The organism is Jeotgalicoccus sp. FSL K6-3177, assembly GCF_038050175.1.
Taxonomy (GTDB): domain Bacteria; phylum Bacillota; class Bacilli; order Staphylococcales; family Salinicoccaceae; genus Jeotgalicoccus; species Jeotgalicoccus nanhaiensis.
On the sequence record NZ_JBBOSK010000001.1, the window covers coordinates 419,568 to 432,420 of the forward strand.

A 12,853-nucleotide genomic window follows, 5' to 3' on the forward strand; every position below is an offset into this window, starting at 1 on the left:
AAACCGCAGTCAAAAAGCAAAAAGCGTCTGTTCCAAATGGAAGCAGATGCTTATATATAAATTATTTTGAATATCTGTTTTCTTTAAACGGCAGACCGAGTTCATCCCGTAAAGTTTTGCCGCTGTAAGAAGTATCGTAATAGCCTTTAGCAGTTAAAATTGGAAGGACCTGATCGATAAAGTCATGGAAAAAGTCCCCGAGGACATGCGGAGTCAGAACGAATCCGTCAGCGCCTTTGTTATCAACCCATTCAATAATCTGGTCAGCCACCTCTTCATAAGTGCCCATAAATGGACTTTCCCGCGTTGTTTCTTCCATCGCGACCTGGCGAAGGGTCAGTTTGTTTTCTTTTGCGCGTTTTTTAATTTCATCGGTTGTGGACTGGAAACTGTTTTTACCGATATCTCCAAGTTCGGGGAAGGGTGCATCAACATCGTACTGGCTGAAATCGTGATGATCGAAATAACGGCCGAGATAGGCTAGAGCTTCATCTATTGTTACCAGATTTTTAATGTATTCGTAACGTTCGCGGACTTCTTCATGATTTTTGCCGACAATCGGCTGCAGAGTCGGAAATACTTTGATCTCATCAGGATTACGGCCGTTACTCGCTGCCTGCTGGCGCAAATCTTCATAAGTCTGTTGCGCTTTTTCCAGAGTGCTCGCATTGGTGAAGACAGCATCGGCATTTCGTGCTGCGAATGCGGAACCTTTTTTAGAAGCTCCTGCCTGGAAAATTATCGGCTGGCCTTGAGGAGAGCGTTCGATATTGAGCGGCCCCTGGATCTTAAAGAATTCACCTTCGTAATTCAGCTGATGCATTTTTTCTTTGTCAAAATACTGCCCGCTCTTCTTGTCGCGCACAAAAGCATCATCTTCAAAGGAATCCCACAAGCCTTGAACGACAGCCAGGTGCTCATCTGCGATATCGTAGCGGAGACTGTGCTCCGGGTGTTTATCTTTGCTGAAGTTTTTCGCGCTGCCTTCAAGCGGAGATGTAACGACATTCCAGCCGGCACGTCCGCCGCTCATTATATCAACTGATGCGAGCTGGCGTGCAATCGTAAACGGTTCGCTGTAGGACGTCGATACCGTGGCAACCAGACCGATATGAGAGGTAATCGGAGCAAGGGCACCGAGCAGTGTTAACGGTTCGAAACGGCTTAAAAAGTGCGGAATTGATTTATCGTTTATATACAGGCCGTCAGCTACAAAGATAAAAGAAAAACCCGCATCTTCAGCCTTTAAGGTAATATTTTTGTAATGCTCGAAATTAACGCTCGCATCACTCGGAACATCTTCGCTTCTCCATGCATTCATGTGCCCGCCGGGGCCGTGCAGCATAACTCCGAATTGTACTTTCTTACTCATAATATCCCAGCCTTTTCTTTGTGTATGGTATGAATTGGTGCAAGTGCTTCAATCGTAAGGTTGCGGAGGGCGGCATCTGCTGTCGGCAGATGGAACATGAACTCATCGATTGGACAGCTGTTGCTGAGTTCATTTAATTTCGATAAAATCTCGTCTTTTGTGCCGAGTATCATATCCAGCTGCCTCTTCTCCACTTCAATTTTTTCATCAGTATTTTTAATATAATCATTGACCTGTTTTTCTGTAGTAACACGCAGTGTTCTGCCATCTTTGAATTTAAGAGAGTAGACAGCATTTTCCTCTCTCGCGGCTTCCTTCTCTTTCTCAGTTTCAGTTAAGAGCACCGATAAGGCCGCAATGAATTTCCCATCAGGATACAGCTTTTTGTAGGCAGAAGAAACTTCTTTCAGCAAGCTCTCATCATTTTTAATAAAATGAGCAAAGATATAATTAACTTTATTGTCAGCAGCAAACTGTGCAGACGATAAACTGCCGCCGAGCAAAAATAAATCAGGTTTCGAAGATTCAGTGTCGAGAGATATTTTAAGTACTTTGTGATTATCATGGGTGCCGTCAACGAAAGATTTCAAACTCAGGAATCTGTCATTAAAGGAGTCAAGGTCGGAACGGAGCTCGTGCTGCAGGGCAGCAGTTGCGAGCGGCGTTCCGCCGGGAGCTTTGCCGACACCGAGATTGACGCGCCCGGGAGCGAGATGGCTGATCAGCTGAAACTGCTCGGCTACGTGAAAAGGATTGTGATGGGAAAGCATAACCCCGCCCGCGCCGATATTTATATTTTTCGTATGATTAAGAAGATGTGTTACTAAAACTTCAGGTGATGTACCGATGACGTTTTCCATATTGTGATGTTCCGATACGAAATAACGTTTGTAGCCGAGGCGGTCAGCCAGTTTCGCAAGCGCTGTCGTATGGCCGAGAGACTGCACGATAGAATGGCCGTTAAGAACAGGGCTTTGATTTAAAATATTAAACTCCATGAAATTCTCCTTCCAATAAATAAATCCCAGATATGTAATACCTTTTCCTAGTAAATAAATATGAATTGAAATTAATGATATCACGTATTTAGAATAATTCAATAATTTAAATAGTATTTATCAAATAAAACTTAGTTTTTTACTAGGAATTAAGGAGGGAGGATAGTTCATTGACTGACTAAAGTGTTTATCCGGCAGAAGAGGGTGGTTCATTGACTGACTAAAGTGTTTATCCGGTAGAAGAGGGTGGTTCATTGACCGAGTAAGCTGTCTACACGGCAGAAGAAGTAAGCTCATTGACCGGCAAGCGGCCGGACTTGTCAAAAACAACAAAAAAGCCAGTCGCGGATTTCCGCGGCTGGCTGGATAAATATATATTAACCTTTATGGCTCAAGACAGGTTCTGTTTTAGCAAAATCTGTTTGTTTTAATTCTTCTATGCGTTCTTTAACGAAGTCGCTTGTCATGTTGTGTTCAACGATATATCTGTTGCGCGGGTGTTCTGCACATTCGATGGAACATCCGCCTAGGTGATAGTCCTGGTTTTCTTCAGATGCTAAAATTTGAGCGTTGCAGACAGGGTTCGCACAGTTAATATAACGTTCGCAGGGTTCACCGTCAAAGTGATCGCGGCCGACGACTACGTGTTCAACCTGATTAATCGGTACTGTCAGTCTTTCATCAAAGACGTACATCTGTCCATCCCACAGCTGGCCTTGAGCGACAGGGTCTTTTGAATATGTTGCAACGCCGCCGTGCAGCTGTGCTACATTATCAAAGCCTTCATTTTTCAGCCATCCTGAGAATTTCTCACAGCGGATTCCGCCTGTGCAGTACGTGAGAATCTTCTTGCCTTCAAACAGATGCTTGTTGTCGCGCACCCATTGCGGTGTATCTCTGAATGTTTCAACTTCCGGCTTGATTGCGCCGCGGAAGTGGCCGACGTCGTATTCATAAATGTTGCGAACGTCGAGAACTACGGTATCATCGCGCTGCATCTGTTCGTAGAATTCTTGAGGCGATAAGTATTCACCTGTCTGTTCACGCGGGTCGATGTCAGTATCAAGGCTCAGGTTAACAAGCTCAGGACGCGGACGCACGAACATTTTCTTAAATGCATGTTCATCGGCTTCATCAATTTTAAAGACAATATCTTTAAATAAAGGGTGTGCTTTCATATATTCCATATAGCGTTCAGTCTGTTCGTAATCGCCTGAAACCGTTCCGTTGATACCTTCTTCGGCAACGAGAATACGGCCTTTCAGCCCGAGGTCCTTACAGAATCTTAAATGTTCTGCCGCAAATGTTTCCGGATCTTCTACATCCGTGTAGTAATAGTAAAGTAAAACTCGATATTTCATTATATTTTCCACCTATCAAATTTATTTGCAGGATAAATCCTGATAGTTTTACAGACATTATTGTATCAGATTTTGACACTATTTAGTACGAAAAAATACACAACATAGTGACAGTTTTCTAATTCTGCCTGTAAGTGTGTTAAAATTTAATAAAGATAAGGAGTGGTCTGATGGACGTTAAAATTTATACTGATATCGCATGTCCGTTTTGCTATATCGGCAAGAAAAACTTTGAAAAAGCACTGGCTGAATACAAAACAGATGCAAAAATTAATATAGAGTACGCGAGCTATGAACTGGATAACCAGGCGCCGAAAGTACCTGAGAAAAATATGTATGAAGTCCTTGCGGAAAAGCATGAGAAACCGCTGGATGAAGTTAAAGAAATGGTGAATCTTATCGTCGAACAGGGCAAAATTGCCGGTATCGAATTCAATATGGATAAAGTTATCCCGGCGAATACGAGAGATGCGCACAGATTATTAAAACTGGCGTATGAATTCGGACTCGGAGAAGCGGTGCTTGAATCGCTGCACCGAGCATACTTTACAGAAGGTAAGAACGTCAGCGATAAAGATGTGCTCTTAGAAATTGCCAAAACGAACGGTATACCTGAGGTACCCGCACTCGAAGTGATTAATGACCCGAGCTTATTTTTGGAAAATGTTATCGGCGACTTTAATATGGCGAAAGTAAACAAAGTCCGCACGCTGCCGTATTACATATTCGATGAGAAATTTGCAATCAGCGGCGCCCGTGAACCGCGCCATTATACTATTGCTTTAAACAAAACGCTGCAGCCTGAATAACTTTATAGAAAAACTCCGCAGCCTTCTGACTGCGGAGTTTTTTTCCATCCCCATGGAAATCAATTTTCTGCCGGCACGTTTCTTCCCGGTTTAATCAGTTTAATTAAATGGTACACAGCGCCAGCGATAAGCAGAAACGGAACGATAATTAAAATCAGGAAAAACAGCGATCCGATAAACTCGCCAAAACCGAATGATGCGAAAAATTCAGATGTCGTAACTTCCAGAAGCGGCGGTAAAAATGCGAAATAATAAATCAGTCCGACAACAGCTAATGTGACTAAGTAAAATATCATATTCGAAATATGATACGGAACAGTGTTTTTATCAAACTTGAACATTATAAAACCCCTTACATTTTTAGTCTTTAAAATAGTATACAACAATGTATAATTATATGCATAGCTTATTGACGGTATTTTAAGAAAATTAATATTAAATGGAGGAAAACGAATGGCTTTACGTTTAGCAGAAAGCGATGATGTACCTTACATAATGGGAATTATCAGAAAAGTAATACCGAGAATGCACGCAGCGGGGAATTATCAGTGGGATGAATACTACCCGACTGATGTGACCTTCAAAAAAGATATAAAAAACGGCACACTCTACGTTTTTGAAGAGGAAGCAGTTCTTAAGGGATGCATCGTTGCCGATGACAATCATGCGTTTGCTTATGACGATATTCCTTGGGAGCTTGCACGCATGGACTGTCTTGCCCTTCACAGGCTCGCTGTTGATCCGCAGTATCAGGGGCAGGGACTTGCACAAAAAATATTAAAAGGCATTGTGGAAATCGGACGGGAAAAAGAATATCTCGGCATACATACCGATACTTCGCAGGAAAATAAACCGATGCAGCAGCTGTTTCAAAAGCTCGGCTTCGATTACAAGGGGCATCTGAATCTCGATGATAATCTGGATAACTGGTATGCGGCCTACGAAAAAATTTTTTAGAAAACGATTGCAATCCGGAGTGTAAAAAGCTATGTTAGTTGAGATGAAAAAATCAAGGGGGATTTAGTGTGAAATTATTAGCAAAATTAATTGCGGGTATCGTTGCCGGTATTCTGGTGGGAGGAATATACTACCTCGTAGGTGACGGAGGCACTGCAGGTTCTATTATGGAAGCTGTTGTCAGGTTATTCGTAACGATGCAATCAGTGCTTGGAGCGTTTATCTTCTTTACAATTCCATTTATTATTCTGTTTTTTATTGCATCGGGGATTTCAAAAATCGGTACAGGGTCGGGTAAGGTCGTCGGCGCGACTTTAGGAGTAGCATACATATCAACGCTCGGCGCGGGTCTTTTGGCTTTTGCCGTAGCAAGTTTTATCATGCCGCGTATTACAGGGGATAGTTCAGTGCCGGAAGAGGGTGCTGAAATTGCTCCGTTCTTAGAATTTGATATTCCGCCTGTCATGGATATTTTACCGGCGCTTGTACTGGCTTTTGCCGTCGGTATCGTTATGAACATTCTAAAACTGGACTTAATGATTAAGTTCTTTGATCAGGGGAAAGATATCACAGAATTTATTATTGAAAAAGTGATTATCAGAATTTTACCATTCTACATTGCGGGAGTATTCGCAGGCATGGCAGCGACAGGAACTGTATTTGACACGCTGCTCGTGTTTGGTGTCGTACTGCTTGTAGCAGTTATTCTGCATTGGGTATGGCTGATGCTTCAGTATACAATTGCGGGTTCATTATTAAAGCAGAATCCGTTTAAGATGCTGAAAAATATGCTTCCGGCGTATTTTACAGCACTCGGTACCATGTCGAGTGCTGCAACAATTCCGGTAACACTGGCCAGAACTAAAGAAAATGGTGTTCGCGGGCGTATAGCGGACTTCGTAGTGCCACTTTGTGCGACTATTCATCTGTCCGGCAGTACGATTACAATCGTCAGCTGCTCCATTGCGGTAATGACGATTCTCCCGGCCTATGATATGCCGGGGCTGTGGGAAATGCTTGGTGTAATACTCCTCTTAGGTGTTGTAATGATTGCAGCTCCGGGTGTGCCGGGTGGTGCGATTATGGCAGCGAGCGGTGTGCTGATGTCTAATCTTGGATTTAATGAAGCGGCAGTTGCCTTTATGATTGCCTTATACGTTGCCCAGGACAGCTTTGGTACAGCAACTAACGTTACAGGTGACGGTGCTGTTGCGGCAATCATCGATGCGTATGAACAAAAATTGAACAAAAAAGCTTAAATTTTATACGAAGAAAAGAAAGACAGCCGGGCATGCGTGCCTTGCTGTCTTTTTTTCGTTATAATTGAAAGGATAGAAAATGTGAATTTTAGATAGAGGGAATAATGTGAAGTCAAAAGTTATTTTATATTTGGTTATCGTCATCTGCTTTTTGGATTTATTTATCCAGCTGCCGATTATTACGCCGTTCGCTTTAGAGCTCGGTGCTTCAGAATTTACAGCAGGTATTGTCGTTGCGATGTATTCGCTGTTCAATATGGCAGGAAACATCGCCGGCGGCTTTCTCTCAGATAAGTTCGGACGCAGAAATACGCTGTTATTCGGCATGATTATGCAAGTATTTTTCGTGCTGATTTATACGATGACGCCGTCGATCGCAATACTGCTTGGTGTCAGAGCCATACACGGTTTTTCGAGCGGTCTGCTCACTCCGGCGTCCTTCAGTTTAATCGCTGATATTTCCCGGAAGTCGGCCATTGGCAAATCGATGGCCTTGACCGGTGTTGCCATCGGAACAGCGGCAATAGTCGGACCGGCTGCAGGCGGTATTATTTCAAGTGCTGTCAGCTACGAAATGGTGTACTTCATCTTATCCGGGGTATACGTATTTGGAACGCTTTTAACCTTCTTTGGTATTAAGGAAAGTTCGACAGACGAAAGCAGAACGCGTCATGCGGCAACACCTTTTAAAGAACTGCTGCTCCGGCCGTCCTTAAATGTGGCATACATTTCATCATTTACCTTGATGATTGCCCAGGGGACACTGGCTTTCGGACTGCCGATAAAAACCGGCATTCTCGGCCTTGAAGCATCGATGACAGGCATGATGCTGAGCGTGTTTGGTGTGACAGCAATTATTGTTTTTGCGACACCGATTAATAAAATATATTCGCGCTATAAAAGTGAAAGTCTCGTTGCCGCCGGCATCCTGATTTTAAGTGCCAGCATGATACTGCTGCACTTCGCTCCGTCGTCAGGTTTTGTCTTTTTAGTCATGGTGATTTACGGATTCGGATTCGGTTTTATCTTCCCGTCGATGAATAAGATTATCGCGGAACATTCTGAAATGAATGAGCGGGGCAAGGCAAACGGAATCTTTTACTCTTATTTTTCACTCGGCTCTGTAGCGGGCTCTGTGCTTGCAGGCTATTTTGCAACGGTGTTTAATCTGCCGTTTCTCGGTATCGGTCTGCTAACGCTTGTCATGCTTGTAATTTTAATGTTTATTCGTTACAGACTGGAAATAAGCCGTCAATAGGAGGATTGTTATGACAAAGAAAAATGTACTGCTTATGGGTGTACATGGCAGAATCGGCGAGCATCTGTATTTAGAGCTCAACGAAGCGGCTAACCTGTTCGCTTTTTCAAGTCCGAAACAGGCGCCGGATTACGAAAATATTACATTTATTAAAAAAGATTTATTTATTTTACCTGAAGTTGAAGAAGCGCTCAGGAATATTGATGTGGTAATTTTTTACGAAGACCCGATTATGCGGCTCAACAGGCTGACGCAGGGGAAATTTTACGATTTATATTTGCTGATTGCGGATAATATCGCACGGGCGGCAAGCACTAATAACGTGGAACAGATAATATATATCGCCGATGAACTGTCAGACGGCAGTATTTTATCGATATTAGGTGCTTACGGTACCAGGGTTCAGAAAACAGAAACGCCTATCCGCCGCTACGGCAAAAACCTGACTTATAAAACGAAGGATTATAACAATGTACGGAGCGTGCAGCGAGCTCCGCTGCCTCCGGGATGGACAGTAGAGAATGTGGCATGGTATTACTTCGCCTGGCTCGATGAAATCATTTACGATTTCGTTAATACCCGCATCGAAAATAATACGGTGTATATAAATGTGCTCGATAAGCCGAAACCGGTGCTTGTCTTAAAATTTAATGAGGCCCGTTCTGAAGAGGATATTGTGCTGTTTGAAATTACAGGCGGGAGCCTGAAGAAACGCTCGACAAATAAAGAACAGCGCTTTGAATTCAGAAAGCTGCCAGAGAGAGAAGAGTTCATTATGGCGCTGCACGACTTTGAACCATCATTGCCGTGGCCGCTGTTTAAAATGACACAGGCTCCAATCCAATCGCTTGTCAGCAGAATTTATCAGGTCGAAATGATTATTAATAAAGACGTGCCTGAACAGCGTCCGCGCAGGAATAAATAAAGTGGTAAAATATAAAAGAAATTATACTGAGTTAAGGAAGATGACTGATGGGAAGAAAATGGAATAATATTAAAGAGAAGAAAGCGCAGAAAGATCAGAATACAAGCCGGATATATGCGAAGTTTGGAAGAGAAATATATGTAGCAGCAAAAAAAGGAGATCCGGATCCGGAAACCAACCAGGCGCTGAAAGTAGTACTGGAACGTGCTAAAACTTATTCTGTGCCGAAACATATTATAGACAAAGCGATTGAAAAAGCGAAAGGCGGCGATGATGAAACATTCGACGAACTCCGCTATGAAGGTTTCGGACCCGGCGGTTCGATGATTATTGCCGATGCACTGACTAATAATGTGAACCGCACAGTATCCGATGTCCGTGCAGCTTTCGGTAAAAACGGCGGGAATATGGGGGTCAGCGGGGCAGTCAGCTATATGTTCGACAGCGTTTCTGTCTTTGTTTTTAGCGGATTTGACGATGAGACTGTGCTTATGCATTTAATGGAAGCAGAAGTCGATGTGAAAGATGTTGCGGAAGAAAACGGGATGACCGTCGTCTACGGTGAACCGCAGGCGTATAATAACATTAAAGAAGCGCTTGATAAGCTTGGAGTCGAAGACTTCGAAGTGGCGGAACATGCGATGATTGCGCAGAACGAAGTGACTTTAGGAGAAGAAGATCTCGAACAGTTTGAAAAACTGATTGATGCTTTAGAAGACCTGGAAGATGTATCGAACGTGTTTCATAATGTAAACTTAGGTGAGTAAACTTATGAAGGAGTGATACTGTGTCAGAGTTAATGGATTTCGGTTATCAGGGAAAAGCAGCGGTCATTACGGGCTCGAGTAAAGGTATCGGACGTGAAACGGCAGAACAGATGGTAAAGCTCGGGGCTAAAGTGATGCTGGTTGCACGCGGTGAAGAAGCTTTAAAAGAAGCGGCTGAGGAACTTCGTGAATTTGCTGACGTTGACTATATTGCGCAGGATATAACTGAAAGCGGCGCAGGTGAGAAAATTGTTGAAGCAGTCATTGAGAAATACGGACGGCTGGACGTGCTTGTGAATAATGCAGGCAGTTCGTTTGCCAAAAACTTTGAAGATGTTGAACTTGCAGACTGGGAAGAGGATATTGATCTGAAAGTGATGGCAGCAGTAAAAATGGCAAAAGCCGCACTGCCGCATTTGAAAAAACAGGGCGGGGCAATATTAAACTTAACAGCAGTCATGGGGAAAACGCCGCAGCCGAACTCACTGCCGACAACAGTATCGCGGAGTGCAGGACTCGCGATCACTAAAGCGATGAGCAAAGACCTCGGACAGTACGGCGTTCGTGTAAACGCAGTATGCATCGGTCTGATTCGGAGCGACCAGATCGAAAAACGCTGGCAGAAGCAGTCTCCGGAATTATCATGGGAAGAATTCTCCGCTTCTAAGGCGGACAACATCCCGCTCGGCCGTATTGGAGATACATCGGAAGCCGCGAACGTGATTACCTTCCTTTGTTCTGATTTAGCATCATACGTGAGCGGGACCGCGGTGAATATTGACGGCGGCAGCGGCCAGGCTTGGTAAATAAAGTGCATTTGGGTATTTATCGGACGCCGTAGAACTGACAGTGTCTGACAAATCCTTTTATCGGACACCGTGAAACCGACAGTGTCTGACAAATCCTTTTATCGGACACCGTGAAACCGACAGTGTCTGACAAATCTTTTTATCGGACGCCGTGAAACCGACAGTGTCTGACAAACGATAAAAGCCATCGAATCCTTAACGGATTTGATGGCTTTTTCATATTATCCTGCAACTTTTTTAACCGCTGCACCAAATTTCTCCAGCGCTTCATCGATTTCTTCAGCGCTTACATTGAGCGGGGGAAGCAGGCGCACAACATTATTTTTCGCTGTTACTACCAGCATTTTTTCATCATAGCATGCTGATAAAACGTCAGCTGCCGGCACAGCTTCATCAAATTGTACACCAATCAGGAGTCCGAGTCCTTTCACTTCAGCAATACTGCCGGTTTCAGCGGATATTTTCTCGAGACCTGCAGTGAGCTCGGCTGAACGCGCTGCAGCATTATCGAGCAAATCCGCTTCAATAATTTCATCAAATATTGCATTGCCGACTGCGGTCGCAAGGGGATTTCCGCCGAGCGTCGTCCCGTGATCACCCGGCTTAAAGTGTGCCGCAACTTTATCGGTCGCAAGAAATGCACCAAGCGGAAAGCCGCCGCCGAGTCCTTTGGCGAGTGTCACGACATCGGGTTCCAGTCCGAACTGCTCGAACGAAAAAAGTGTCCCCGTGCGTCCCATACCGGTCTGAACTTCATCGATAATCAGCAGCACACCGTTCTTCTGAAGCTCATTCAGCGTATTGATGAATGACTTGCTTAAAGCGTTAATACCGCCTTCACCCTGTATCGTCTCAAAAATAATCGCACACGTATTATTATCAACAGCAGCCTTCAAACTTTCACTGTCATTTAATTCAACATATTTTGAACCGGACAGGAGGGGCTGAAAGTCTTTGTGCATATCCGTCTGACCCGTGGCGGACAAGGTTGCCATCGTGCGGCCGTGAAATGAATCCACTAAAGAAATCACTGTTGTACACTCCGGACCATTCACTTCCCTGCCGTACTTCCGTGCCAATTTCAGAGCGCCCTCGTTCGCCTCAGCGCCTGAGTTTGTAAAGAATACTTTCGATAAACTGCCGGCTCCTTTATAATTTACAAGCTTATCAGCAAGTTCAATCGACGGTTTATTCCAGTATACATTGGAAATATGCATCAGCTCTGAAGCCTGCTTGGTGACTGCTTCAACAATTTTCTCATTGGCATGTCCCAAAATATTAGTCGCAATGCCTGAAACGAAATCAAGAAACTCTTCGCCGTCGTTATTTTTAATATATGTGCCTTTACCTGAAACAAATATTTTATCGCCGCGGTTATAAGTATTGAATAGTGCCGAATTGCCAAGCTCAATTAAATCTTCTGTCTTCATAAAACTCTTCCTCCTTCATGAGGTATAATCATCGTGCCGATTCCTGCATCAAAGAATAGCTCTAAAAGCAATGAATGCTTAAGACGGCCGTCGACAATATGCGCCTGCCTGACGCCTTTTCTAAGCGCGTGTGAACAGCATTCTACTTTCGGAATCATACCTTCTGAGATCACACCCGATTCTATATGCTTTTCCACCTCTGCCAGTGTGAGTTCTGCGAGCAGCGTCGATTCGTCGTCTTTATCTTTGCATACCCCTTTAGTATCTGTTAAAAGAATAAATTTATCAGCGCCGATTGCACCGGCAATTTCTCCTGCGACATAGTCCGCATTCACGTTATAAGTGTCGCCGTTCATATCCGCAGCCACTGGTGAAATGACAGGGACGAAGTCATTGTCAATCAGCAAGGTCACGAGAGCAGGATCAATCGTTTCAATCTCCCCGACAAGGCCGATATCTACCTGTCTGATTTCCCCCTTATTATTATGCTCTTCAATGTACTTCTTCTTCACTTTAATCAGATTGCCGTCCTTGCCTGAAATACCGACAGCCTTGCCGCCGATTTTATTGTAATGTTTTACAATATCCTTATTCACCTGGCCGGATAACACCATTTCAGCAACATTCATCACCGCATCATCTGTCACGCGGAGTCCCTTTTTAAACTCGGTTTCGATATTTAAATCGGTCAGCATATTATTGATGAACGGTCCGCCGCCGTGAACGATGACAGGCTTGATACCGACCGATTTCATGAGCAGCACATCCTGCATGACCGACTCTTTTAAGCTGTCATTGACCATGGCATTGCCGCCGTATTTCAGCACGATAATATTATCCTGGAAAATATTAATGTAGGGCAGGGCTTCGATGAGCGTATCTATTCTCTCTGTATCATTCATGATTAT

General features: G+C 43.9%; 13 protein-coding genes. 7 read left to right on the forward strand and 6 right to left on the reverse strand.

Annotated elements, in window-relative coordinates; translation table 11 throughout:
• Nucleotides 1–61: 61 nt before the first annotated feature.
• The 3 genes from MHH58_RS02145 to trhO form a co-directional block, all read right to left on the reverse strand.
• Nucleotides 62–1,372, reverse strand: a complete 1,311-nt coding sequence (locus MHH58_RS02145; protein WP_341344892.1) for an LLM class flavin-dependent oxidoreductase — start codon at nt 1,370–1,372, stop codon at nt 62–64.
• The gene (locus tag MHH58_RS02150; RefSeq protein ID WP_341344893.1) at nt 1,369–2,370 is read right to left on the reverse strand and encodes an MsnO8 family LLM class oxidoreductase; all 1,002 of its coding nucleotides are present in this window, start codon (nt 2,368–2,370) and stop codon (nt 1,369–1,371) included. Before MHH58_RS02150 ends, MHH58_RS02145 begins: the two co-directional genes overlap by 4 nt.
• A 377-nt stretch (nt 2,371–2,747) precedes the next feature.
• Complete coding sequence (gene trhO / locus MHH58_RS02155) at nt 2,748–3,731, reverse strand: oxygen-dependent tRNA uridine(34) hydroxylase TrhO (protein WP_341344894.1); 984 nt, start codon at nt 3,729–3,731, stop codon at nt 2,748–2,750.
• Nucleotides 3,732–3,901: 170 nt separating this feature from the next.
• On the opposite strand from trhO, the gene MHH58_RS02160 reads away from it, so the two are divergent.
• Complete coding sequence (locus MHH58_RS02160) at nt 3,902–4,540, forward strand: DsbA family oxidoreductase (RefSeq protein WP_341344895.1); 639 nt, start codon at nt 3,902–3,904, stop codon at nt 4,538–4,540.
• 59 nt (nt 4,541–4,599) lie between these two features.
• Here the strand turns inward: MHH58_RS02160 and MHH58_RS02165 are convergent, their stop codons facing one another.
• Nucleotides 4,600–4,881 carry a hypothetical protein gene (locus MHH58_RS02165; protein ID WP_341344896.1) on the reverse strand — a complete coding sequence of 94 codons (282 nt, stop codon included), beginning with the start codon at nt 4,879–4,881 and terminating at the stop codon, nt 4,600–4,602.
• 112 nt (nt 4,882–4,993) lie between these two features.
• Between MHH58_RS02165 and MHH58_RS02170 the strand changes: the two genes are divergently transcribed.
• From MHH58_RS02170 to MHH58_RS02195, 6 genes are all read left to right on the forward strand, one after another.
• Nucleotides 4,994–5,497 (forward strand): GNAT family N-acetyltransferase, encoded by a 504-nt coding sequence (locus MHH58_RS02170; RefSeq protein WP_341344897.1) that lies wholly within the window; start codon nt 4,994–4,996, stop codon nt 5,495–5,497.
• A 68-nt stretch (nt 5,498–5,565) separates the two neighbouring features.
• A complete protein-coding gene (locus MHH58_RS02175; protein ID WP_135098420.1) occupies nt 5,566–6,756 on the forward strand; it encodes a dicarboxylate/amino acid:cation symporter in 1,191 nt (396 codons plus the stop codon).
• Between the two features lie 106 nt (nt 6,757–6,862).
• Nucleotides 6,863–8,014, forward strand: a complete 1,152-nt coding sequence (locus tag MHH58_RS02180; RefSeq protein ID WP_341344898.1) for an MFS transporter — start codon at nt 6,863–6,865, stop codon at nt 8,012–8,014.
• A gap of 10 nt (nt 8,015–8,024) precedes the next feature.
• Nucleotides 8,025–8,939 carry a hypothetical protein gene (locus MHH58_RS02185; RefSeq protein ID WP_341344899.1) on the forward strand — a complete coding sequence of 305 codons (915 nt, stop codon included), beginning with the start codon at nt 8,025–8,027 and terminating at the stop codon, nt 8,937–8,939.
• A 47-nt stretch (nt 8,940–8,986) separates the two neighbouring features.
• Nucleotides 8,987–9,706 (forward strand): YebC/PmpR family DNA-binding transcriptional regulator, encoded by a 720-nt coding sequence (locus tag MHH58_RS02190; protein WP_341344900.1) that lies wholly within the window; start codon nt 8,987–8,989, stop codon nt 9,704–9,706.
• Nucleotides 9,707–9,738: 32 nt separating this feature from the next.
• A complete protein-coding gene (locus MHH58_RS02195) occupies nt 9,739–10,512 on the forward strand; it encodes an SDR family NAD(P)-dependent oxidoreductase (RefSeq protein WP_341346082.1) in 774 nt (257 codons plus the stop codon).
• A 224-nt stretch (nt 10,513–10,736) separates the two neighbouring features.
• On the opposite strand, the gene MHH58_RS02200 is transcribed toward MHH58_RS02195, so the two are convergent.
• Nucleotides 10,737–11,945 carry an aspartate aminotransferase family protein gene (locus tag MHH58_RS02200; protein ID WP_341344901.1) on the reverse strand — a complete coding sequence of 403 codons (1,209 nt, stop codon included), beginning with the start codon at nt 11,943–11,945 and terminating at the stop codon, nt 10,737–10,739.
• A complete protein-coding gene (argB, locus tag MHH58_RS02205; RefSeq protein WP_209307408.1) occupies nt 11,942–12,847 on the reverse strand; it encodes an acetylglutamate kinase in 906 nt (301 codons plus the stop codon). Before argB ends, MHH58_RS02200 begins: the two co-directional genes overlap by 4 nt.
• Between the last annotated feature and the right edge of the window lie 6 nt (nt 12,848–12,853).

What these genes read in the sequence shown, in the direction of transcription:
- MHH58_RS02145 (WP_341344892.1), bottom strand. Translation starts at nt 1,372, where the DNA reads ATGAGTAAGAAAGTACAATTCGGAGTTATGCTGCACGGCCCCGGCGGG.
- MHH58_RS02150 (WP_341344893.1), bottom strand. Translation starts at nt 2,370, where the DNA reads ATGGAGTTTAATATTTTAAATCAAAGCCCTGTTCTTAACGGCCATTCT.
- trhO (WP_341344894.1), bottom strand. Translation starts at nt 3,731, where the DNA reads ATGAAATATCGAGTTTTACTTTACTATTACTACACGGATGTAGAAGAT.
- MHH58_RS02160 (WP_341344895.1), top strand. Translation starts at nt 3,902, where the DNA reads ATGGACGTTAAAATTTATACTGATATCGCATGTCCGTTTTGCTATATC.
- MHH58_RS02165 (WP_341344896.1), bottom strand. Translation starts at nt 4,881, where the DNA reads ATGTTCAAGTTTGATAAAAACACTGTTCCGTATCATATTTCGAATATG.
- MHH58_RS02170 (WP_341344897.1), top strand. Translation starts at nt 4,994, where the DNA reads ATGGCTTTACGTTTAGCAGAAAGCGATGATGTACCTTACATAATGGGA.
- MHH58_RS02185 (WP_341344899.1), top strand. Translation starts at nt 8,025, where the DNA reads ATGACAAAGAAAAATGTACTGCTTATGGGTGTACATGGCAGAATCGGC.
- MHH58_RS02190 (WP_341344900.1), top strand. Translation starts at nt 8,987, where the DNA reads ATGGGAAGAAAATGGAATAATATTAAAGAGAAGAAAGCGCAGAAAGAT.
- MHH58_RS02195 (WP_341346082.1), top strand. Translation starts at nt 9,739, where the DNA reads ATGGATTTCGGTTATCAGGGAAAAGCAGCGGTCATTACGGGCTCGAGT.
- MHH58_RS02200 (WP_341344901.1), bottom strand. Translation starts at nt 11,945, where the DNA reads ATGAAGACAGAAGATTTAATTGAGCTTGGCAATTCGGCACTATTCAAT.
- argB (WP_209307408.1), bottom strand. Translation starts at nt 12,847, where the DNA reads ATGAATGATACAGAGAGAATAGATACGCTCATCGAAGCCCTGCCCTAC.